Origin of the sequence: Streptomyces rectiverticillatus (assembly GCF_013394065.1) — a bacterium.
Taxonomy (GTDB): domain Bacteria; phylum Actinomycetota; class Actinomycetes; order Streptomycetales; family Streptomycetaceae; genus Streptomyces; species Streptomyces rectiverticillatus.
Window position 1 is genome coordinate 1,735,749 of sequence record NZ_CP040752.1, and the last position, 21,479, is coordinate 1,757,227.

Below are 21,479 nucleotides of genomic sequence, written 5' to 3' on the forward strand. Positions count from 1 at the left end.
AAATGCGGGGGCATACCAGAGCAGACCGCGGCGACCGCGGCCCAACCAGTCTAATGAAGGATCCTGCGCTGTCTAGCCTTGCAAAGAGCCAATTTTTTTGAAGACCACTACTGGTTTCGTAGGTAACCCTCAGCCTCGGCGGGCGGGGGCACGGAAGCTATGGCGCCACCCGCCCCGACGGGGGGCTCGTCGGGCCCGGCCACCAGCAGCTCTCCCGCCGCAGCACGGTGCTCACCTGCGGCGCCGGGGTCCCCGAGCCGCTCCAGCATGTCCGCGAGCCGCAGCAGCACCGCGGCCCGCAGCCGGTCGTCGCCCGCCTGCCGCGCGCACTCCACGGCCTCCCGGCAGGTCCGCAGCGCCTCCTGCGGGCGGCCCGCGTACTCCTGCACCCGGGCGATCTCGGTGAGGGCCCGGGCGTGCCCCGGCAGGTCCCGCAGCCGGCGGCACGCGGCCGCCGCCGCCCGCCAGTCGCGCAGCGCCTCGTTCCACTGCCCGGCGTAGGCGCGCACGGCGCCCAGCCGCCCGTACAAACGGGCCTCGTCGGTGAGTTCACCCCGCGTCAGGCGCAGCTCCAGCGCCCGCCCGTACCAGTCGACGGCCCGCTGCCAGTCCCCCAGCTCGTGATAGGAGGCGGCGATGGACTCCAGGGAGCGGCTGATCGCGTACGGGTCGCCCGCGTGGCGCGCCGCGTCCAGCGCCTCCCGGTAGCGGCCCAGGGCGGCGGGGACCCGGCCGGCCCGGGCGTCCAGGTCGCCCAGGTTCAGCAGGGCCGCCGCCTTCTCCAGCGGCATCTCGCAGCGCTGCGCCACGTCCAGGACGAGCTGGTGGAGGCCGTAGAGCTCCGGGCCCGCCTCCTCGGCGCCGAAATGGGCCGTCAGGGCCCGGGTCAGCGCGGACACCAGCCGCCGGGCGAGGGTGTCGAGCCGCCCGTCCTGCACGGCCAGCCGGGCGGCCGCCAGCAGCGCGGGCAGCCGGCAGCGCAGCCACTCGGCGGCGGTCTGCGGCGAGGCGAATCTCAGGGGTCTGGGCAGCTCCGCCAGCCGCTTGCGGGTCAGCGGGTCGTCGGTGCGGGTGGCGGCCCGGCACGAGTGCAGCTGGCGGACCGTGCGCTCCAGCATCCGCGCCCGGGCCAGCTCGATCTCGGCCGGGCGCTCCTGGGCCGCCAGCAGCTCCCGGAGCAGCGTCGTGAGGCAGCCCGGCACCCGGTACTGCGCAGGCAGCGAGCCGGTGGAGGGCTCGGCCCGCAGCAGGCCGCGGGCTTCGAAGTCCTCCAGGGCGCTCTGCGCGGCGGCCACCGAGCAGCCGGCCAGCGCGGAGGCGGTGTGGGCGTCGACGGCGCCGGCCGGGGCCAGCGCCAGCAGCCGCAGGATGCGGGCTGAGGGGGCGGGCAGCGCCTCGTGGGCGAGCCGGAGGGCCCGGGACAGCGAACGGCCCGCGACGTCGAGGCCGTCGCCGGCCGGCAGCTCCCGCAGCCGGGTGACCGCGTCGACCACGGACAGCTTGGACAGGGCCGCGAGCCAGCCGCCCACCAGGACGAGCGCCGCGGGCTGCCCGCCGCACTCCTCCACCACCGCCTGCGCGGCGGCCGGGTCGCACGTGATGCGTGTGGGGCCCGCGAAGCGCTCCAGGAGGTCGACGGCCGAAGCGGTGTCGAGGCCGCCCAGGGTGCAGGGCCGTACGTCGGGCACGCCGGTCAGCGGGCCCCGCGAGACGGCCACCACCAGGCACTCGGACTTGTCCGGCAGCAGCGGGTCCACCTGCTCGGCGCCCGCGGCGTCGTCGAGCACCAGCAGCGCCCGGCGGCCGCGGAGGGCGGCGCGCACCGCCTCCGTCAGCTCGTCCTCCTCCGCCCCCGGGGGGACGGGCTCGCCGAGCGCGGCGAGCAGCGCGCGGGCGGTCCGCTCGGTGGGGACGGGCGAGCCGTCGGTCTCGGTGAGCCGGGCGCGCAGCACGCCGTCGGGATAGCGGCCCGCGAGCTGTACGGCGAGCTCCTCGGCCAGGGCCGTACGGCCGGAGCCGGGCCGTCCGGCGATGAGCAGGACCCGGCCGCGCCCGCTCTTGCGGCCGGCGAGGGTGTCCAGGCCCGCGCGCACGATGTCGGCGCGCAGCTCCTCCAGCTCCCGGCGGCGCCCGACGAACCCGGGCAGCGCGAAGGCCGCCGCGCGGGCCGGGGCGCTCGCCGCCGGGACGGACAGCCGCCGCCCCGGCGGCACCGCCGCCATCCCGCCGCCGGTCTCCACCGCCCGCTCCGCCACGGGGCACACTCCCGTCCACCTGCCACGCACGAGCCCGCCGCGGCCGCGGTCGAGCACGCGACGAGCCTAGTTCACGGCCCGGCACGACCCGGTGAGTCCCGGCCGCCGCTGCAGAAGATCACCTATTCGGTTCTCCTTATGGTCGGACGACCGGGGCGCGCCGCCGGCCGAAGGTCCCACCGGCCGCGCCCCCTCTCCGGCGAGGGGCTACGCCTCGAAAGGCCGGGCCGGCCACTCCGCATCCGCCGGGCGAAGCGCGTCCACGCCGTCGCCCGCCAGCGCCGCGGAGAGCGAGAGGACGCCGACGACCAGGCAGTTGTTGTGCAGCTCGCCCGCGAGGACGCCGCGCACCAGCTCCTGGAGCGGCACCCGGGCCAGCTCCATGTCGAGCTCCTCGTGCTCGACCTCGAAGCGCTCGCCCTCGACGTCGGAGATCTCGCGGGCCAGGAAGATCCGCACGGCCTCGTCGCAGCCGCCGGGGGTGGTGTAGACGTCGGTCAGCACCCGCCAGTCCTCGGCCTTGACGTGGGCCTCCTCGTACAGCTCGCGCTGGGCGGCGTGCAGCGGGTTCTCGCCGGGCACGTCGAGCAGGCCCGCGGGGATCTCCCACAGCTTCTGCCGGATGGGGTGGCGGTACTGGTTGAGGACCAGCACGCGGCCCTCCTCGTCCAGGGCGAGGACGGCGACGGAGCCCGGGTGCACCTGGTAGTCGCGCGTGACGACGGTTCCGTCGGGCATCTCCACCGCGTCCGTGCGGACGCTGGTCTTGTTGCCGGTGAACGGGGTCTGCGTGGCGGTGACCGGCCACTCGGCGGCGGTGTCCTTGATACCCATGTACGTCCTCCAGAAATACGGAAACCGGGGTGAGGGCCTCCGTGCGGAAACCTTCACCCCGGTCAACCGTATAGGTCAGCCCTGCTGACGCTCGACGGCCGCCTTCACCAGGCCCGCGAAGAGCGGGTGCGGGCGGGTCGGGCGGGAGCGCAGCTCCGGGTGGGCCTGGGTGGCCACGAGGTAGGGGTGGACCTCGCGGGGGTACTCCACGTACTCCACCAGCTTGTTGTCCGGGGAGGTGCCCGAGAAGAGCAGGCCGGCCTTCTCCAGCTCGGCGCGGTAGGAGTTGTTCACCTCGTAGCGGTGGCGGTGGCGCTCCTCGACGTAGGGCTGGTCGTCGTAGACCTCGCGGACGATGGAGCCCTCGGCGAGCTTGGCCGGGTACATGCCCAGGCGCATCGTTCCGCCCATGTCGCCCTCGCCGGCGACGATGTCCAGCTGCTCGGCCATCGTGGAGATGACCGGGTTGGCGGTGGCCGGGTCGAACTCGGTGGAGTTCGCGCCCTCGATGCCGGCCAGGTTGCGGGCGGCCTCGATGACCACGCACTGCAGACCCAGGCACAGGCCCAGCAGCGGCACCTTGTTCTCGCGGGCGTAGGTGATCGCGCCGACCTTGCCGTTCACGCCGCGGTCGCCGAAGCCGCCGGGGACGCAGATGGCGTCGACGTCACCGAGCTGGGCGGCGGCGCCGGCCGGGGTCTTGCAGTCGTCGGAGGCGACCCACTTGACCTTGACCTTGGCACGGTTGGCGAAGCCGCCCGCGCGGATGGCCTCGGTCACCGACAGGTAGGCGTCGGGCAGGTCGATGTACTTGCCGACCAGCGCGACCGTCACCTCGTGGGAGGGGTTGTGGACGCGGTCCAGCAGGTCCTCCCACTGGGTCCAGTTCACGTCGCGGAAGGGCAGGTCCAGCTTGCGCACCACATAGGCGTCCAGGCCCTCGGTGTGCAGGACCTTGGGGATGTCGTAGATCGACGGGGCGTCGATGGCGGCGACCACGGCGGCCTCGTCGACGTCGCACATCAGCGAGATCTTGCGCTTGATGGCGGTGGGCACCTCACGGTCGGCGCGCAGCACGATCGCGTCGGGCTGGATGCCGATGTTGCGCAGGGCGGCCACCGAGTGCTGGGTGGGCTTGGTCTTCAGCTCGCCCGAGGGGCCGATGTAGGGCAGGAGCGAGATGTGGACGACGAAGACGTTGTCCCGGCCGACCTCGTGGCGGACCTGACGGACCGTCTCCAGGAACGGCAGCGACTCGATGTCGCCCACCGTGCCGCCGACCTCGGTGATCACGACATCGACGTCGTCGGTCGCCATCCGGCGGATGCGGTGCTTGATCTCGTTGGTGATGTGCGGGATGACCTGCACGGTGTCGCCCAGGTACTCGCCGCGCCGCTCCTTGGCGATCACCGAGGAGTACACCTGGCCGGTGGTGACGTTCGCGCTGCCGTCGAGGTCGACGTCCAGGAAGCGCTCGTAGTGACCGATGTCCAGGTCGGTCTCGGCGCCGTCGTTGGTGACAAACACCTCACCGTGCTGGAAGGGGTTCATCGTGCCCGGGTCTACGTTGAGGTAGGGGTCGAGCTTCTGCATCGTGACCCGCAGTCCCCGGGCCTTGAGCAGCGCGCCCAGGCTGGAGGCCGTCAGTCCCTTGCCGAGCGAGGAGGCGACACCCCCCGTGACGAAGAGGTGCTTGGTCGTCGTGGGCTTAGCGGCAATGGCCAAAGGGGGGCTCCCGTGGTCGCGAGTGGAGGGTGCGTACCGGCACTCACCCGGAGTTTTCGGGGGTGCCGTCGCTGCGGTTGGGGGGTCTTGCGCCCACCGGTCCACGGGGTACCAGGGTATCAGCGCCCCGGCCCGGCCGCGCCCGCCGACGCGTCCGGGCGCCCGGCGTGGCCCTGCGTGGCGGCCCTGTCACAGGCCACCCATTCGGCTCAGATTCGTCCTCCAACCGTCGCGCGTCGCACCAACTCGGCGTCGTATCCTGCTCGGACACATGCAGCGAGCCGGCCGGCACGGCATCATCCCGCCCTCCCCCAGCCACCTCCCCACAGCTACCGCTGGAGGTGCTCCCAAGGGAGACGCACCATTCCGGAACAGAGCTCGTCTAAAGATCGCTTGACCGCAAGAGGGACCCCTGCCGGGGTCATGTGGCGCCGTTCGACTGGAGATGACGTGGCCGGGCGTATCGAGGATTACGCACTCATCGGCGATATGCAGACCGCCGCCCTTGTCTGCCGGGACGGTACGGCCGACTGGCTGTGCCTGCCCCGATTCGATTCCCATGCCGCGTTCGCCGGTCTGCTCGGCACGGAGGAACACGGCTTCTGGCGGGTCGGCCCCGCGCACCCCTCGGGCGCGGCACCGCCGCCCGCGGACCGCCGCCGGTACCGGGGGGACTCCCTCGTGCTCGAATCCGAGTGGGACACCCCGCGCGGCACGGTCCGCGTCATCGACTTCATGCCGCCGCGCGACGGCGCGCCCCAGCTGATCCGGATCGTGGAGGGCGTCAGCGGGCGGGTGCCGATGCGCTCCGCGCTGCGCATGCGCTTCTCCTACGGCCGGGTCGTGCCCTGGGTGCACAAGGTCGGCGACCGCACGGTGGCCGTCGCCGGGCCCGACTCGGTGTGGCTCGACACCACCGCCGACACCTTCGGCAAGGACCTCACCACGTACGCGGACTTCACCGTCTCCCCCGGTGAGCGCATCGCCTTCACCATCAGCTGGCAGCCCTCGCACGGCGAGCCGCCCGCCCTGCCCGACCCGGAGGGCTCGCTGGAGGCCACGGAGGAGTTCTGGCGCGAGTGGGTCGAGCACTGCACGTACCACGGGCCCTACCGGGACGCCGTGGTCCGCTCGCTGATCACGCTGAAAGCCCTCACCTACGCGCCGACCGGCGGGATCGTGGCCGCGCCCACCACCTCCCTGCCGGAGGAGATCGGCGGCGTCCGCAACTGGGACTACCGCTACACCTGGCTGCGCGACGCGGCGATCACCCTCTCCTCCCTGCTGCGCACCGGCTACCGCGAGGAGGCCCGCGCCTGGCGCGAGTGGCTGCTGCGCGCGGTCGCGGGCGACCCGGAGAACCTGCAGATCATGTACGGCATCGCCGGCGAGCGCGAGCTGGGCGAGGCCGAGCTGCCCTGGCTGCCCGGCTACGAGAACTCCACGCCGGTCCGGGTCGGCAACGGCGCGGCCGACCAGCTCCAGCTGGACGTCTACGGCGAGGTCACCGAGGCCCTCCACCTGGCCCACATGACGGGCCTCGCCCGCAACGACTACGCCTCGCTGCTGCAGCTGCGCCTGATCAGCTACCTCGAGGACCACTGGAACGAGCCGGACGAGGGCATCTGGGAGGTGCGCGGCCCGCGCCGCCACTTCGTGCACTCCAAGGTGATGGCCTGGGTGGCCGTCGACCGCACCATCAAGCTCATCGAGTCCGGGGACGTGGACGGGCCCCTGGAGCGGTGGCGCGAGCTGCGCGACGACATCCACCGGGACGTGTGCGAGAAGGGGTACGACAAGGAGCGCAACACCTTCACCCAGTCCTACGGGTCGAAGGAGCTGGACGCCTCGCTGCTGCTGATCCCGCAGATGGGCTTCCTGCCGCCCGACGACAAGCGCGTGATCGGCACGATCGAGGCGATCCAGCGCGAGCTGTCGACGCCGGACGGCTTCGTGCTGCGCTACCCCACCGCGGGCGAGGAGGCCGGGGTGGACGGCCTGGAGGGCGACGAGGGCGCCTTCCTCGCCTGCTCCTTCTGGCTCGCGGACGACCTGGCCATGATCGGCCGGGTCGACGAGGCGCGGCAGCTGTTCGAAAAGCTGCTGGGGCTCCGCAACGACCTGGGCCTGCTGGCGGAGGAGTGGGACCCGCGGCTGCAGCGCCAGGTGGGGAACTTCCCGCAGGCGTTCAGCCACGTGCCGCTGATCGACACGGCGCTGCGCCTGACGGCGTCGAGCGCGTTCGGGGGTTAGTCGAGCGCGTTCGGGGGTTAGGGGCGGCCTTTCGAGGTTCGCCCCTCGCACAGGCGGTCCGGCACCGCCGGTCTCCGCCGCAGTGGCTGATCGCCGCTGCGGCGGGCACAAAGCCGGGCCCTGCGCCCGGCGCCGGGCCGACCGCAGTGGTCAGCGCTTCCGCAAGCCGAAGTACAGGGCGCAGCCACTGACCGGGAGGACCAGGACGGCCGCGGCGGCGTTCAGTCCGCCGTAGCCGCTCACGGCGACGAACGCCCCGGAGAGCGCTCCTCCCGCCGCCCCCACGAGCCCCATCAGCATGTCGGAAGCACCCTGCACCTCGGCGCGGTGCCCGGCGTCCACCGATTCGCTCAGCAGCGTGGACGCCGCGACCGTCGCGCACGACCACCCGACGCCCAGCAGGAACAGCCCGGCCGTGACGGCCCACCGCCGGTCCCCGGCCGTGCCCGCGAGGAGCGTCGCGGCCACGTAGACCACCTGCCCGGCCAGGATTACCGGTACCCTGCCGAACCGATCCGCCGCCCGGCCTACCAGAGGCGAGAACGCGTACATGCCTGCGATGTGCAGGCTTATGGTGAAGCCGACGACGCTCAGTGATGCCCCGTGGTGAGCGAGGTGCACCGGCGTCATCGTCATCACCGACACCATCACGGCATGGCCCAGGACCAGGGCGATCAGCCCGGTCAGCGCCGAGGGTGATGCGGCCACATGCCGCAGGGCGCCGCTCATTCGGGTAAGGAAGCGGGCGCCTCGCTCGGTCGTTCCGCCCGGGTTCAGGCGGGCGGCGAGCAGCATCGGGTCGGGGCGCAGCCGGGTGTGGATGAGGGCCCAGCCGAGGAGGTAGGCCACGCAGGAGAAGACGAAGGCGCCCGCCTCCTCGGGCAGCCCCGGAGCGCGGGCGAGGGCGGCACCCGGGCCGGTCAGGTTGGGGCCGAGGACGGCGCCGACCGTCACCGACCAGACGACCAGGGAGAGGGCGCGGGCCCGCCCGCCGGCCTCCGCGAGGTCGGTCGCCGCGAACCGGGACTGGAGGTTGGCCGCCGTCCCGGCGCCGACGAGGAGGAGGCCCAGGAACGCGAGCGGCACCCAGCCGAGCGGGGCGGCCACCAGGACGACCAGCGACCCCGCGGCGGCGATCAGGGCACCGGTGCCGAGCCCGGCGCGGCGGCCGCGGGACCGGGAGAGCGCCGCCAGGGGGACGGACAGCGCCGCGGCGCCGAGGGTGACCAGGGTGGTGGCGAAGCCGGCGGCGGCCTGGGACCCGGTGAGCCGCTCGACGAGCAGGCTCCCGGACGAGATCACGGCCCCCATGCCGACCCCGATGAAGATCTGGGCGGCCATGAGGACGTTGACCGTACGGCGCTGGACGGCGGCGCGGTCGGGCGGGGCGGCCTCCCGGCCCGGTTCCGTGGATAAGCCGGAGGGGGCGGACTCGGGGCTTTCGGGCACGGCGGTCATGCGGGACAGCGTAGGTGCGGCGCGGGGCGGTGCATACGGCGTCCGCCGTGCGACCGCCGTCCTCTCGCAAGGCTGCCACGGGCCCGCCTGGGCGTGCCCGGCCGGGCACGGCCGGGCACAAATCTCCCGCCGCAACGGCGAGCAATCCCAACGACCTGACCGGCGGTGCCGGACCCACGGCAAGGGCCGCATCTGACAACCGGGCCGGACGGCCGCTACGTTCCGCCCATGGAACCGCACGCCCCGCAGGGCACCATCACCGTGGCGCGAGCCCTCGCGCTGCCCGCCCTGCGCAAAGGACTCCCCGAGGTGCTCGCGGCGGGCGACCGGCTCGACCGGCCGGTCCGCTGGGTGCACGCGGGCGAGGCCCCGAACATCGCCGCGCTGCTCAAGGGCGGCGAGCTGCTGCTGACCACCGGCCTGGGGCTGGGCAGCCGCCCCGCCGAGCAGCGCGCCTTCGTGCGCGGGCTGGCGGAGCGGGACATCGCGGCGCTGGTGGTCGAGCTGGGCGCGCGCTTCACGACGCTGCCGGCCGCGGTGGTGGACACGGCGCGCTCGTGCGGGCTGCCGCTGGTGCAGCTGCACCGGGAGGTGCCGTTCGTCGCGGTGACGGAGGAGATCCACACCGAGCTCGTCAACGAGCACTACGCGCTGTTGCGGCGCGCCGAGGAGGTGCACCGGCGGTGCACGGAGGTGCTGCTGGGCGGCGGCGGGGTGCCGGAGGTGCTGCGGCTGTTCGCGGGCTTCGCGGGCAACCCCGTGTTCCTGGGGACGCCGGACGGCCGGCTGCTGTACGCGGCGGGGCCGGAGGGTGCGTCCGGCGGGTCGGATCCGCTGCAGGTGTGGGAGGGGCTGCGGTCGGCGGGGATGGCCGGGGCGGTCGTCACCGACATTCCCGGGACCGGTCCCGGGCCGGGCGCGGTACGGGCCCGGCTGACCGTCCTGCCGGTGGACGCCCCGCTGGCGCCCGTGCACCGGATCGCCGCGGACCGTACGGCCGGGCTGCTCGCGGTCGTCCTGCTGCAGGCCCGCCAGGAGGAGGAGCTGGCCGCGCGCGGGCGCGGCGACTTCCTCTCCGACCTCGCCGAGGAGCGGGTGTCCGCGGCCGACGCGCCCGCGCAGGCCCGGGTGCTGGGCTTCAGGCCGGGGCCGGGCCCGCTGCTGCCGCTCGTGATGCGCCCGGCCACCGATCTGGCGCCGGCGGACGGCCGGGCCGCACTGGCCTGCGCGGTGCAGGAGGAGCTGGCCGGGGTGGGTGTACCGGTGCTGCTGGGTGTCCGGATGCCGGAGGGGCGGGTGCCGCTGCTGGTGGGCCTGCGCGATGCGGCGGAGCGGACGGCGGTGGCGGGGCGGGTGGCCGCGGCGCTGCGGGCGGGCGCGGAGCGGGCCGGTTTCCCGGCGCCCGTGGTGGTGGCCGGGGCCCCGGCGACGTGGGAGACGGCCGGGGCGGGCCTGCGGCACGCGGCGGAGGCGGCGACGGCGGCCCAGGGGCTGCCGGACCGGCCCTGGCACGACGTGCGCCGGCTCGACGTCGACGTCCTGCTGTGGCGGCTGCGCTCCCAGGGCGATCTGGCGGCGTTCGTCGACCGGGTGCTCGGCCCGCTGATCGCGCACGACGCCGCCTCCCGGCCGGCGCTGCTGCCCACCCTGGCCGCGTACCTCGCCCACGCGGGCCGCAAGGCGGAGACCGCGCGCGAGCTGCACCTCAACCGCCAGACGCTCTACGACCGGCTGGCGCGGATCGGCCGGCTCCTGGGCGCGGACCTGGAGGACCCGGAGACGGTGCTGTCGCTGAGCCTCGCGCTGCGGGCGCGGCGTCATACGGAATGGATTTGACCTGCGCAGATGTACCGGGCTCTACTCGAACGGTGACCGGAATGAAGAAGAATGCGGCAGTCGGCGTCGCCGCGGCGGACCGCGAGGACCTGCGGGCGGACTGCGGCAGCTGCTTCGCGCTGTGCTGCGTCGCGCTGCCGTTCGTCGCCTCGGCGGACTTCGCCGTGACCAAGGACGCCGGCAAGCCGTGCGGCAACATCCAGCAGGACTTCCGCTGCGGCATCCACACCCGGCTGCGGCAGAAGGGCTTCTCCGGCTGCACCGTCTACGACTGCCAGGGTGCGGGGCAGAAGGTCTCCCAGGTCACCTTCGGCGGCCGGGACTGGCGTCAGGACCCCGGGACCGCCCGGCAGATGTTCGCCGTCTACCCGGTCATGCGGCAGCTGCACGAGCTGCTCTGGTACCTGGCCGAGGCCCTGACCCTGCCCGCGGCCCGGCGGCTGCACGCCGAGGTCCGGCGCGTGCACGACGCCGTCGAGCGCCTGACCCACGAGAGCCCCGAGGCGATCCTGGAGGTGGACGTGGCGGCGCGCCGGATGGAGGTCGGCGAGCTGCTGCAGCGCGCCAGCGAGCTCGTTCGGGCGCAGGTCCCCGGCAAGAAGAAGAACCGGCGCGGGGCCGACCTGATGGGGGCCCGCCTGCGCGGCGCCGACCTGCGCGGCGCCAATCTGCGCGGTGCGTACCTGATCGCCGCGGACCTCGGCGGCGCGGACCTGCGCACCGCCGACCTCCTCGGGGCCGACCTGCGCGACGCCGACCTGACCGGCGCCGACCTGACCGGGAGCGTCTTCCTCACCCAGGCGCAGCTCAACGCGGCGCGGGGCGATGCGAGCACGAAGCTGCCGGAGGCGCTGAGCCGGCCGGCGCACTGGGGCCCGGCCGCCTGAGGCGGTACGCCCGAGCCATGGCGCCTGAAACGTTCCGCCTGTGCGAGGCCGGGGCGGGCTATCCGCCTGCGGCCAGCTCGTCGTAGACGCTGAGGACGTGGGCGACCGTGTCGTCCTCGGTGGGCCAGGTGGCCGCCTGGGCGCGGCCGGCCGCGGTCAGCTCGGCGCGGCGGGCCGGATCGGCCAGCAGGCGGGCCACCGCCCCGGCGAGGGCGGCGGAGTCGCCGTAGGGGACGAGCTCGGCCGCATCGCCCACGAGGTCGGGGACGCCGCCGACGGCCGTGGCCACCAGGGGGACACCCGCGTGCAGCGCCTCCTGGGCGAGCAGGGAGCGGGCCTCCCAGCGGCTGGGCAGGATCGCGACGTCGGCCGTGGCGAGCAGCTCGGGGACGTCGTCGCGGCGGCCCACCAGGCGGACCGGAAGGTTCTCCTCCTCGATGCGGCGCTGCAGCAGCGGCCGCTCGGGGCCCTCCCCCGCCACGATCAGCAGCGGCTCGGGCTCCAGCTCGCGCCAGACGCGGGCCGCGTCCAGCAGGACGCCGTGGCCCCGGCCGGGCTCCAGACGGCCGACGGTGACCAGCAACGGGCGGGCCACCGCGCCCAGTTCGGCACGGGTCTTGTCGCGCGGCTCGTCGTCGTCCGGCGCCTGGCGCGGGGCGGGGACGGCCACCGGGGCCAGGCGGGCGTCGCGCGCGCCGCGCAGCCGGGCCCGGTCGACCAGCTCGGAGGTCACCCCGAGGACGACGGCCGCGGCGCGGGCCGCGCGCCGCTCCATCAGCCGCAGGAACCGGCCGCGGGCGCCCTCCGCGTGGCACGTGGTGTGCCAGGTGACCACGAGGGGGGTGGTGCGGCCGCGCAGCGCCAGGGCGGCGAGGACCGCGGAGCGCAGGCCGTGCGCGTGGACCACGTCGGCGCCGGCGCTGGCCGCGCGGATACCGGCCACCGCCAGGGCGTCCGGCCGGGCCCACAGCGGGGCGAAGGCCGCACCCGCGGACGTGAACCCGTACCCCTCGCCCGTCTGCTGCGGCGCACAGACCGTCACCTGCAGCCCGCGGGCCACCAGCCCGGCCGCCAGGGAGCGCACGTGCGCGCCGCTGCCGGCTCCCCCGCTGCCCAGCACTTGCACCGCGTGCAGGGGCGGCCGCCCGTGGGGCGCGGGTGTACTGCTCACGCGGGGAGAACTCCTGATTCGGCGTCGGCGTCGGAGAGGCGTACGGCGCAGTGCTGCCGCCCAGGATGCCAGCGTCCGCCGACATCACGGGACCACCGTCTCGCGGGTTGAGCGCCCTACCTCGCCCGCACATCCGCGGATTCACTCACATAGGTGATTTCTCGCGTCCATCGCCAGGGCCGTGGCCACCAGCGCGGCAGCATGCAGGACAAGTCCGGCACGGCCGTTGCCGGCCACGACGGCGAGCCCCAGACCCGCCCCGAGCGCGTGGGCGCCGGTGTCGCCGAGCATGGTCCGCTCGGCGAGATCGTCCGCGATCAGCGCGGCCGCCGCGCCCATCGGAGCGGCCGCGACGGCCGCGGCACCGCGGCGGGCGAGGCCGGGCGCGGAGAGGGCCAGCACGGCGCCGGCGGCCCTGCCCGGCCGTACGTCCAGCAGGTTGACGAGGTGTGCGGAGCCGGCGATCACCACTGCGGCGAGCGCCTTGTCGAACGGCCGCTCCTTGACGGCCGCGCCCGCCACGACGGCCGCCGCCCCGACCCCGAAGAGCTTCACGGCCCCGCTGGTCACCTCGCCCCGCCGCAGCGCGCCCAGGTGCGCGCGGAATCCCCGCCGGGGATCCCCGGCACCCGCGAAGTCGTCGTAGGCCCCGCAGGCCCCGGCCGCAAGCACGGCCAGCGCTCCGGCCGCCCGCGCCTTCGGCGGCAGAGCGGGCGTGCAGGCCAGGGCGAGCGCGGTGCCGGCGGCCGCGGCGGGGCCGGCGTACAGGTCGACCGTACGGCCGGCGTGGTTGCTCCGCCGCCAGCGCGCGGCTCCCGGCCCCCGGCGCCGCCGCGCCCCCTCGTAAACCCCCCGAGCCACGGCCGCCCCGCAGAGCGCCGCCTTCCCAAACTCGATCATGCCCCGACCCTACGAGCCGCCGCCCACGGCGGCGCCGACGGGTGTCAGGCCGACCCGGCTCGGCACCGCCGGACCACACAGTGAGGGTTGCTCACCACGGCGGCGGAAACAAGTGCCCGGCGCCCCGTCGGTGAAGAACCGGCCCCGCCATTCACTTCCCGCCGCGACGGCGATCAGCCACAGCCAGGCTGCCCGGCGGTGCCGGGCCCGGCTCGCCCCGAACAGTCAGGCGGCCGACCCGGCGAACCGCACAGCGTCACGCGCCCCCGCCGGAGGCGCCGCGCGCTGCTGCGAGGAGTTCTTCCGCGTGGGCACGGGCCAGTTCCGAGTCCTCCTGGCCCGCCAGCATGCGGGAGAGTTCGCGGATGCGGGCCTCGCCCTCCATCGCCCGGACGCCGCTGCGCGTCACCGACCCCTCGTGGGTCTTCTCCACCACCAGGTGCCGGTCGGCGAAGGCCGCCACCTGCGGGAGGTGGGTGACCACCACGACCTGCGCCGTCCGCGCGAGGCGCGCGAGGCGGCGGCCCACTTCGACGGCCGCTTTGCCGCCGACGCCCGCGTCGACCTCGTCGAAGAGGTACGTGGGCACGGGGGCGGAGCCCGCGAAGACGACCTCCACGGCGAGCATGACGCGCGAGAGCTCACCGCCGGACGCGCCCTTGGCGATGGGCCGGGGCAGCGCGCCGGGGTGGGGCGCGAGGAGCAGTTCGACCTCGTCGGCGCCGTGCGGGCCGTAGGCGACGACGCGGCCGCCGACCTCGATGCCGCTCTCCGCCTCCGCCTCGGCGACCTCGGTCCGGCGGATCGAGAAGCTGACGCGGGCGTGCGGCATGGCCAGCTCCGCGAGTTCGGCGGTGACCGCGTCGGCGAAGCGCTGCGCGGCCTCCGCGCGGGCGTCGCTGAGCGCCTGGGCGAGCCCGCCCAGCTCCGCGCGCAGCGCGTCCCGTTCGGCGGCGAGTTCTTCGATGCGCTCGTCGTCGCCGTCGAGCTCGCCGAGCCGTTCCGCGCCGCGCTCGGCCCAGGCGAGGACTTCGGCGATGTCCTGGCCGTACTTGCGCGTCAGCTGGGTGAGGGCGGCGCGCCGCTCCTCGACGGCGGCCAGCCGCCGCGGGTCGGCGTCCAGGTCGGAGGCGTACCCGGCCAGTTCCCCGGCCACGTCGGACACCAGGATGCCGATCTCGCCGATGCGGTCGGCGAGGGCGGCGAGGGCGGGGTCGTGCGACCGTACGGCCTCCACGGCCCGGTGCGCGCCGGCGACGAGCGTGGCGGCGTCGATGCCCTCGGGGTCCTCGGGATTCCCGGCGAGCGCGGCATGCGCGGCGGTGGCGGCGGAGGCGAGGGCCTCGGCGTGCCCGAGCCGCTCGGCTTCGGCGGCGAGCTCGGCGTCCTCCCCCGGCAGCGGTTCGACGGCGGCGACCTCGTCCAGCCCGAACCGCAGGAGGTCGGCCTCCTGGGCGCGCTCGCGGGCCCGCGTCGTCAGCTCGGTGAGCTCGGCGGCGACGGCGCGCAGCCGCCGGAAGGCGTCGGCGTACTTGGCGAGCGGCGCGGCCACCGCGTCGCCCGCGTAGCGGTCGAGGGCCTGGCGCTGCCGGGCGGGCCGCAGCAGCCCTTGCTGGTCGGTCTGCCCGTGGACGGCCACGAGGTCGTCCGCGAGCTCGCCGAGGAGCCCGACGGGCACGCTGCGCCCGCCCAGGTGCGCCCGGGAGCGTCCCTCGGCGGAGAGGGTGCGGCTGATGAGCAGGGTGCCGTCCTCCAGCTCGGCGCCCGCCTCCTCCGCCCGCAGGGCCACGGGCGAGCCGGGGCCGACGGCGAGCCGCCCTTCGACGACCGCGGACCGGGCCCCCATGCGCACCAGGGCGGGGTCGGCGCGCCCGCCGAGCAGCAGACCGAGGCTCGTGACGACCATGGTCTTGCCCGCGCCGGTCTCGCCGGTCACCGCGGTGAAACCGGGTGACAGCTCGACGACCGCGTCATCAATGACGCCCAAGGACCGGATCCGCATCTCCTCCAACACGGATACGACCATACGAGGTTCCGGGGGCCCCTCGCGACGGCCACCCCCACCGACGCCCCTGGGGAAATCCCCACCACCGTTCCGGGTGATCGCTCCATGGCCGCTCCGGCCCGGTTCCGGGCACGATCGGGCCATGACCGCACGTTCCCGCACGGCCGCCCTGTTCCTGGCCTCCGCCGTCGTCCTGACCACCGCAGCCTCCACCGGCAGCGCGCTCGCCGCGCCCGCCCGGGCCCCCTTGGACGGGGCGTGGCGCATGGACGGCTACGGCACGGTCGTCTCCATCGAGGACGGGGGCCGCAGGCTGCGGACGTACGACACCACTGCCGTCAGCTGCCTGCCGGGCTTCCGCGACGCCACCCGCACGACCGCCCCGGGCACCTTCCAGCAGGACAAGGACGCGCCGATCACGGTGACGGCGCAGGGCCGCGACCGCGCGGTCCTGTCCTTCGGCGACAACGTCGGGCACCGTACGCTGCGCCGCCTGCCCGCCCTGCCGGCCGAGTGCCGGGAGGACGCTCCCGCAAAGACGGACAATCTCCGTGTCTTCGACGTCTTCTGGCAGACCTACGCCGAGAACTATCCCTTCTTCGCCCAGAAGGGGATCAATTGGAATGAGGTCCGCGAGAAGTTCCGCCCGCGCGCCGCCGCCGCGGCGGACGACACGGCCCTCTTCGAGGTCCTGAAGGGCATGATCGAGCCGCTGCACGACGGCCACACGGGCATCGTCGCCGACCCCGGGAAGGCGGAGGGGCGCTTCGGCGGCCACCGCGAGGACACCACGATCCCCGGCCGGGACGGCATGCTCCGGATCGACAAGGCCGTCAAGGAGAGCGTGGGCGTGCCCGAGGCCCGGTGGCGCACGTGGGGCGACGGCCGCATCTCGTACGCCGAACTGCCCGGCCGCACGGGCTACCTGCGCATCACCGGATTCCAGGGCTACACCGAGGACGGCGGCTACGCCGAGGACAGCGCGGTCATCGACCGCGCCCTCGACGAGATCTTCACGGCCGGCCGCACCCGCGGCCCGGGCGCCCTGCGCGGCCTGGTGCTCGACCTGCGGTTCAACGGCGGCGGCTCCGACCGGCTCGCCCTGCGCGTGGCGGAGCGGCTGACGGACCGCCCCTACCTCGCGTACCTCAAGCACGCCCGCAACGATCCGCGCGACCCGCGCAAGTTCACGCCCGAGCAGCCCGTCACCGTCACCCCGCACCGCGGGCCCGTCTACACCGGCCCCGTGGCCGTGCTCACGGGCCGGCTCACCATCAGCGCGGGCGAGACCCTCACGCAGGCCCTCATGGGCCGCGCCCGGCCCACGGAGCGGATCGGCGAGAACACCCAGGGGTCCTTCTCCGACACCCTCGAGCGGCGGCTGCCCAACGGCTGGCGGTTCATCCTGCCGAACGAGGAGTTCCTGAGCGCACAGGATCACCGGACGACCTACGACATCACCGGCATTTCCCCGGATGTCGCCACGCCCGTCTTCACTGAGGAGGAGTTCCGCACCCACCGCGACTCGGCCCTCGCCGAGGCACGGAGGTTCGTGGCCCGGGCAGGCCGCTGAGACCCGCCCGGCGGGAGCCGGTCGTACGGCGGAGCGCCGCCGTACGACCGGCCCGCCGGGGCCGGCTCAGTGCGGCGCCCCGCGCCACCCCGCCACCGGCAGGGCGAACTTCGCCACCAGGCGGTCCGTGAAGGACGCGTGATGCAGCCGCGCCAGGCGCACCGGCACCGCCCCCCGCCGCACCTCCACCCGCGCTCCCGCGGGCAGCTCCACCGTCCGCCGGCCGTCGCACCACAGGACCCCGTTCGGGGTCTGCGGCTGGACCTCCACCGCGAGGACCGAGTCCGGGGCGGTGACCAGCGGCTTGGCGAACAGCGCGTGGGCGCTGATCGGCACCATCAGCAGCGCCTCCACCTCCGGCCACACCACGGGGCCGCCCGCCGAGAACGCGTAGGCCGTCGACCCGGTGGGCGTCGCGCACACGACGCCGTCGCCGCCGAAGCGCGACACCGGGCGCCCGTCGACCTCCGTGACGACCTCCAGCAGCCGCTCGCGCGCGGCCTTCTCCACGGACGCCTCGTTCAGCGCCCAGTCGGTGTGCACCACGTGCCCGTCGGTGCGCACGAGGACGTCGAGCGTCATCCGCTCCTCGACCTCGTACTCCCGCGTCACCACCCGGTCCACGACCTTGTCGAGGTCGTCCCGCTCGGCCTCGGCGAGGAAGCCGACCCGGCCGAGGTTCACGCCCAGCATCGGCACCCCGGAGCGCCGCGCGAACTCCGCGCCGCGCAGCAGCGTGCCGTCGCCGCCGAGGACGACGAGGAGCTCGCAGCCCTCCAGGACGTCCGAGCACTCGGGGCCCGCCTCGACCAGCTCGACCGCGGACGGCAGCGGCAGGTCGGCCGCCTCCTCGGCGAGGACCCGCACGCCGATGCCGCAGCGCAGCAGCCCCTGGACGACGAGTTCGGCACTGCGGATGGCCGCCGGGCGGCCCGTGTGCGCGAGCAGGAAGACGGTGCGTCTGTCTCCGTCCGCCCCGCAGCCCCCCTGTGTCGCCGTCGCTGCCTGTGCTGCTGCCTGTGCTGCTGCCTCTGTTGCTGCTTCTGAAGTCGTCAACGCGGCCCCTCCGCCACTGCACGGTCAACGTCCGCCGGGTCCAGTTCGGGCGCTCCGGCGCGCAGCCACAGAAAGTACTCGACGTTGCCCGAGGGCCCCGGCAGCGGGCTCGCGGTCACGCCGAGCACCCCGAGCCCCAGCTCGGCGGCGCGGGCCGCGACCGTGCGCACCGCCTCGGCCCGCAGCTGGGTGCTGCGCACGACCCCGCCGCTGCCGAGCCGCTCCTTGCCGACCTCGAACTGCGGCTTGACCATGAGCACCAGGTCGGCGTCGGGCGCGGCGCAGCGCACCAGCGCGGGCAGGACGAGCCCGAGCGGGATGAACGACAGGTCGCCGACGACGAGGTCGACGGGGATGTCGTCGATCTGCTCCGGCGTCAGCTCGCGGACGTTCGTGCGGTCCTTCACGGTGACCCGCTCATCGCTCTGCAGCGACCAGGCGAGCTGCCCGTAGCCGACGTCGACGGCGACGACGTGCGCGGCACCGGCGCGCAGCAGGACGTCGGTGAAGCCGCCGGTGGACGCCCCGGCGTCGAGGGCGCGGCGGCCCTCGACCTTCAGCCCGCGCGGGACGAAGGCGGCGAGGGCGCCGGCGAGCTTGTGGCCGCCGCGCGAGACGTAGTCGGGGTCGTTCTCGTCCTGGGTGACGACGACCGCGGCGCTGATCTCGACCTGGGTCGCCGCCTTGGTCGCGACGGCGCCGCCGACGGTCACCCGGCCCGCCGCGATGAGCTGGCTCGCGTGCTCGCGGGAGCGGGCGAGTTTACGGCGCACGAGCTCGGCGTCGAGTCGGCTGCGTCGCGGGCGGGTCACTGCCACGGGTGGTTCAGCTCCTGGTGTCGTACGAAGCGGGGGCGCCCGGGGCCGCGGGTGCCCCGGACGGGCCGGGGCTCCGGTCGAGCGCGCTCAGCGCCTCCCGCAGGCCCCGGTGTACATCCTCGTACACCTCGAGGTGGCCGCTCGCGGCGAGGTGGTCGGCGTCCGCCAGCCGGCCGAGCTGCGCGTCGACGGCGGGGTCGCCGGTCGGGGTGCGCACGACGCCGAGCGGCAGCGGGCCGGGCTCGCCCGCCCCGCAGGCCCCCGCCGTCTCCGGGTCCCCGGGAGTCTCCCCGTCCGCAGGAGTCATCGCATCGCTCATGGCTCCGACGCTACCCCGGAACGGCGCCTCTGCGGCGTACGCGGCCTGCTGCGGTACCGTCCCTGGTGATGGCGACGACCGGGGAGTGCCGCACCGCACTCGACAGACTGGCGGAGAACCTCGCGGGGGCGAAGGGTGACCTCCGCGACGCGGCCGCGCCCGACCGCTCGCTCAGCTGCCACATCACCGATCTCGACGTGACCTTCACCGGCCACCTCGTGGGCGGCCACATCCAGGACGTGGAGACGCAGCCGGGCACGCCCGAGCGGCGGTCCGAGATCGCGCTGACGATGTCGGGCGACGACCTGGTGGCCCTGGTGGACGGCCGGCTGAACTTCGCGAAGGCGTGGGCCGCCGGCCGGGTCAGGGTCCAGGCGAGCCTGCGCGACGTCCTGCGGCTGCGGTCACTTCTGTAGCTGCAGCCGTAGCTGCCGCCACTGCCGCGGCCCGGTCACTTCTGCAGCGCGGCGGCCGCCTTGGAGCGGCGTGCGGCCGGCACCACCAGCGGCGTCCCCGTCTCCGGGTCGTCGATGACCTGGCAGCGCAGCCCGAACACCTGCTCCACGAGCTCGGCGGTGACGATGTCCCCCGGCGCGCCCTCGGCGACGACGCTGCCGTCGCGCATGGCGATCAGGTGGGTGGCGTAGCGCGCGGCGTGGTTGAGGTCGTGGAGGACGGCGACGAGCGTGCGGCCCTGCTCCTCGTGGAGCTGGGCGCACAGGTCGAGCACCTCGATCTGGTGCTGGATGTCCAGGTACGTGGTGGGCTCGTCCAGCAGGAGCAGCGGGGTCTGCTGGGCGAGGGCCATGGCGATCCAGACCCGCTGGCGCTGGCCGCCGGAGAGCTCGTCGACGTGCCGCTCGGCGAGGGCGTCGACGCCGGTGGCGGCCATGGACTCGGTGACGATCCGCTCGTCCTCGCGCGACCACTGGCGCAGCAGGCCCTGGTGGGGGTAGCGGCCGCGGGCGACGAGGTCGCCGACGGTGATGCCGTCGGGCGCGATGGAGGACTGCGGGAGCAGCCCGAGCGTGCGGGCGACCTGCTTGGCCGGGTAGGAGCCGATGGCGGCGCCGTCCAGCAGGACGGATCCGGCGGCGGGCTTGAGCATCCGGGCCAGGGCGCGCAGCAGGGTCGACTTGCCGCAGGCGTTGGGGCCGACGATGACGGTGAACGACCGGTCGGGGATGGCGACCGAGAGCTTCTGGGCGATGACCCGCTGGTCGTAGGCGAGCGTGACGGATTCGGCCGTCAGTCGGCTCATGGTGCTGTCTCCTTGGTGAGGGGTCGTCTCCGTCGTGCTGAGGGTCGTACGGGATGTGCTGCTCACACCCGGCCCGCCTTGCGCTCCGTGAACAGCAGCCACAGCAGATAGCAGCCGCCGAGCATTCCGGTCAGCGCGCCGACGGGCAGCTTGTCGGCGCCGAAGAGCCGCTGCGAGGCCCAGTCGGCGCCGACGAGCAGGGTGGCGCCCATGACCGTGGCGGCGAGGAGGCCGGGGCCGGGGGCGCGGGTCAGCCGGCGCGCGAGCTGCGGCGCGGCGAGGGCCACGAATCCGACGGGCCCGGCGGCGGCCGTGGCGGCGGCGGTGAGCAGCACGGCGCAGGCCATCACCACGAGCCGGGTGCGCTCTGCGCGCACCCCGAGGGCGTGGGCGGCGTCGTCGCCCATCTCCAGCATGCGCAGGGCGCGCCCGTGTCCGAGGACGAGGGGCAGGAGCACGGCGACCGCGCACAGCAGGGGCCACACCTGTGCCCAGTCGCGGCCGTTGAGCGAGCCGACCATCCAGATCATGGAGCGGGTGGCGTCGACGAGGTCCGCCTTGGTCATCAGGTAGTCGCGCAGGCCGGTGAGGACGGCGGCGGCGCCGATGCCGACGAGCACGAGGCGGTAGCCGTTGATGCCCTTCTTCCAGGCCAGCAGGTAGACCGCGAGCCCGGTGGCGATGCCGCCGGCGACGGCACCGGCGGCCACGGCGAAGGGGTCGCCGTGGAAGAGGACGATGACGACGAGCGCACCGGCCGCGGAGCCCTGGCCGAAGCCGATCACGTCCGGGCTGCCCAGCGGGTTGCGGGAGACGGACTGGAAGACCGCGCCTGCCAGTCCGAGGGCGGCGCCCGCGAGCAGGCCCACCAGGACGCGGGGCAGGCGCAGGTCGTGGACGACGATGTCCTGTGCGGGGGTGCCGCCGCCGGCGAGCGTCCGCAGGACGTCGGCGGGCGACATGGGGAAGTCGCCGGTGGCGATGAGGGCCACGGAGGCGGCCGCCGCGAGGGCCAGGAGCAGCAGGACGACGAGGCCGGCGCGGGCGTCCACGCGCAGGGAGAGCCCGCCGCCGGTACGGATGGTCCGCGCCGCGCGCATCGTTCGTGTCGTTCGTGTCGTTCGTGCG

The 21,479-nt window shown here is 74.8% G+C and carries 17 protein-coding genes; 5 read left to right on the forward strand and 12 right to left on the reverse strand.

What is annotated here, in order from left to right:
* Window positions 1-107: 107 nt before the first annotated feature.
* From FGW37_RS07300 to pyrG, 3 genes are all read right to left on the reverse strand, one after another.
* Complete coding sequence (locus FGW37_RS07300; protein WP_179084561.1) at window positions 108-2,222, reverse strand: tetratricopeptide repeat protein; 2,115 nt, start codon at window positions 2,220-2,222, stop codon at window positions 108-110.
* A 240-nt stretch (window positions 2,223-2,462) separates the two neighbouring features.
* Window positions 2,463-3,089: an NUDIX domain-containing protein gene (locus FGW37_RS07305; RefSeq protein ID WP_179080311.1), complete on the reverse strand. Its 627-nt coding sequence runs from the start codon at window positions 3,087-3,089 to the stop codon at window positions 2,463-2,465.
* A gap of 75 nt (window positions 3,090-3,164) precedes the next feature.
* A complete protein-coding gene (gene pyrG / locus FGW37_RS07310; protein WP_425506485.1) occupies window positions 3,165-4,814 on the reverse strand; it encodes a CTP synthase in 1,650 nt (549 codons plus the stop codon).
* 450 nt (window positions 4,815-5,264) lie between these two features.
* Between pyrG and FGW37_RS07315 the strand changes: the two genes are divergently transcribed.
* On the forward strand, window positions 5,265-7,067 hold the full coding sequence (locus tag FGW37_RS07315) for a glycoside hydrolase family 15 protein (RefSeq protein ID WP_179080312.1): 1,803 nt from the start codon (window positions 5,265-5,267) through the stop codon (window positions 7,065-7,067).
* 150 nt (window positions 7,068-7,217) lie between these two features.
* Here FGW37_RS07315 and FGW37_RS07320 read toward each other — a convergent pair whose 3' ends face one another.
* The gene (locus FGW37_RS07320; RefSeq protein ID WP_179080313.1) at window positions 7,218-8,525 is read right to left on the reverse strand and encodes an MFS transporter; all 1,308 of its coding nucleotides are present in this window, start codon (window positions 8,523-8,525) and stop codon (window positions 7,218-7,220) included.
* Window positions 8,526-8,753: 228 nt separating this feature from the next.
* Between FGW37_RS07320 and FGW37_RS07325 the strand changes: the two genes are divergently transcribed.
* Together FGW37_RS07325 and FGW37_RS07330 are read left to right on the forward strand one after the other, a co-directional pair.
* A complete protein-coding gene (locus FGW37_RS07325; RefSeq protein WP_179080314.1) occupies window positions 8,754-10,361 on the forward strand; it encodes a PucR family transcriptional regulator in 1,608 nt (535 codons plus the stop codon).
* 41 nt (window positions 10,362-10,402) lie between these two features.
* Window positions 10,403-11,248 (forward strand): pentapeptide repeat-containing protein, encoded by an 846-nt coding sequence (locus FGW37_RS07330; RefSeq protein WP_179080315.1) that lies wholly within the window; start codon window positions 10,403-10,405, stop codon window positions 11,246-11,248.
* A 58-nt stretch (window positions 11,249-11,306) separates the two neighbouring features.
* On the opposite strand, the gene FGW37_RS07335 is transcribed toward FGW37_RS07330, so the two are convergent.
* The 3 genes from FGW37_RS07335 to recN all read right to left on the reverse strand — a co-directional run bounded on the left by FGW37_RS07335 (window position 11,307) and on the right by recN (window position 15,345).
* Window positions 11,307-12,419, reverse strand: a complete 1,113-nt coding sequence (locus FGW37_RS07335) for a glycosyltransferase family 4 protein (RefSeq protein WP_179080316.1) — start codon at window positions 12,417-12,419, stop codon at window positions 11,307-11,309.
* Window positions 12,420-12,560: 141 nt separating this feature from the next.
* The gene (locus tag FGW37_RS07340) at window positions 12,561-13,319 is read right to left on the reverse strand and encodes a hypothetical protein (RefSeq protein WP_179080317.1); all 759 of its coding nucleotides are present in this window, start codon (window positions 13,317-13,319) and stop codon (window positions 12,561-12,563) included.
* A 256-nt stretch (window positions 13,320-13,575) separates the two neighbouring features.
* On the reverse strand, window positions 13,576-15,345 hold the full coding sequence (recN, locus tag FGW37_RS07345; protein ID WP_179080318.1) for a DNA repair protein RecN: 1,770 nt from the start codon (window positions 15,343-15,345) through the stop codon (window positions 13,576-13,578).
* Window positions 15,346-15,466: 121 nt separating this feature from the next.
* On the opposite strand from recN, the gene FGW37_RS07350 reads away from it, so the two are divergent.
* On the forward strand, window positions 15,467-16,897 hold the full coding sequence (locus FGW37_RS07350; protein WP_179080319.1) for a S41 family peptidase: 1,431 nt from the start codon (window positions 15,467-15,469) through the stop codon (window positions 16,895-16,897).
* A 66-nt stretch (window positions 16,898-16,963) separates the two neighbouring features.
* Here FGW37_RS07350 and FGW37_RS07355 read toward each other — a convergent pair whose 3' ends face one another.
* Genes FGW37_RS07355 through FGW37_RS07365 form a run of 3 tightly spaced genes read right to left on the reverse strand, consistent with a single transcriptional unit; the run spans window position 16,964 to window position 19,090 of the window.
* A complete protein-coding gene (locus tag FGW37_RS07355; RefSeq protein WP_179080320.1) occupies window positions 16,964-17,953 on the reverse strand; it encodes an NAD kinase in 990 nt (329 codons plus the stop codon).
* Entirely contained in the window at window positions 17,950-18,765 is an 816-nt protein-coding gene (locus FGW37_RS07360; RefSeq protein WP_179084563.1) for a TlyA family RNA methyltransferase, read from the reverse strand. Before FGW37_RS07360 ends, FGW37_RS07355 begins: the two co-directional genes overlap by 4 nt.
* Window positions 18,766-18,778: 13 nt before the next feature.
* Window positions 18,779-19,090, reverse strand: a complete 312-nt coding sequence (locus FGW37_RS07365) for a hypothetical protein (protein WP_425506486.1) — start codon at window positions 19,088-19,090, stop codon at window positions 18,779-18,781.
* Window positions 19,091-19,158: 68 nt separating this feature from the next.
* Here FGW37_RS07365 and FGW37_RS07370 point away from each other — a divergent pair, with 68 nt between their 5' ends.
* Window positions 19,159-19,506 carry a sterol-binding protein gene (locus FGW37_RS07370; RefSeq protein WP_179080321.1) on the forward strand — a complete coding sequence of 116 codons (348 nt, stop codon included), beginning with the start codon at window positions 19,159-19,161 and terminating at the stop codon, window positions 19,504-19,506.
* Between the two features lie 35 nt (window positions 19,507-19,541).
* Here the strand turns inward: FGW37_RS07370 and FGW37_RS07375 are convergent, their stop codons facing one another.
* Window positions 19,542-20,351 carry an ABC transporter ATP-binding protein gene (locus FGW37_RS07375; protein WP_179080322.1) on the reverse strand — a complete coding sequence of 270 codons (810 nt, stop codon included), beginning with the start codon at window positions 20,349-20,351 and terminating at the stop codon, window positions 19,542-19,544.
* A 62-nt stretch (window positions 20,352-20,413) separates the two neighbouring features.
* Window positions 20,414-21,451: a FecCD family ABC transporter permease gene (locus FGW37_RS07380; protein ID WP_179080323.1), complete on the reverse strand. Its 1,038-nt coding sequence runs from the start codon at window positions 21,449-21,451 to the stop codon at window positions 20,414-20,416.
* Between the last annotated feature and the right edge of the window lie 28 nt (window positions 21,452-21,479).

What these genes read in the sequence shown, in the direction of transcription:
- FGW37_RS07330 (WP_179080315.1), top strand. Translation starts at nt 10,403, where the DNA reads ATGAAGAAGAATGCGGCAGTCGGCGTCGCCGCGGCGGACCGCGAGGAC.
- recN (WP_179080318.1), bottom strand. Translation starts at nt 15,345, where the DNA reads ATGGTCGTATCCGTGTTGGAGGAGATGCGGATCCGGTCCTTGGGCGTC.
- FGW37_RS07340 (WP_179080317.1), bottom strand. Translation starts at nt 13,319, where the DNA reads ATGATCGAGTTTGGGAAGGCGGCGCTCTGCGGGGCGGCCGTGGCTCGG.
- FGW37_RS07380 (WP_179080323.1), bottom strand. Translation starts at nt 21,451, where the DNA reads ATGCGCGCGGCGCGGACCATCCGTACCGGCGGCGGGCTCTCCCTGCGC.
- FGW37_RS07365 (WP_425506486.1), bottom strand. Translation starts at nt 19,090, where the DNA reads ATGAGCGATGCGATGACTCCTGCGGACGGGGAGACTCCCGGGGACCCG.
- FGW37_RS07325 (WP_179080314.1), top strand. Translation starts at nt 8,754, where the DNA reads ATGGAACCGCACGCCCCGCAGGGCACCATCACCGTGGCGCGAGCCCTC.
- FGW37_RS07300 (WP_179084561.1), bottom strand. Translation starts at nt 2,222, where the DNA reads ATGGCGGCGGTGCCGCCGGGGCGGCGGCTGTCCGTCCCGGCGGCGAGC.
- FGW37_RS07370 (WP_179080321.1), top strand. Translation starts at nt 19,159, where the DNA reads ATGGCGACGACCGGGGAGTGCCGCACCGCACTCGACAGACTGGCGGAG.
- FGW37_RS07305 (WP_179080311.1), bottom strand. Translation starts at nt 3,089, where the DNA reads ATGGGTATCAAGGACACCGCCGCCGAGTGGCCGGTCACCGCCACGCAG.
- FGW37_RS07375 (WP_179080322.1), bottom strand. Translation starts at nt 20,351, where the DNA reads ATGAGCCGACTGACGGCCGAATCCGTCACGCTCGCCTACGACCAGCGG.
- FGW37_RS07350 (WP_179080319.1), top strand. Translation starts at nt 15,467, where the DNA reads ATGACCGCACGTTCCCGCACGGCCGCCCTGTTCCTGGCCTCCGCCGTC.
- FGW37_RS07320 (WP_179080313.1), bottom strand. Translation starts at nt 8,525, where the DNA reads ATGACCGCCGTGCCCGAAAGCCCCGAGTCCGCCCCCTCCGGCTTATCC.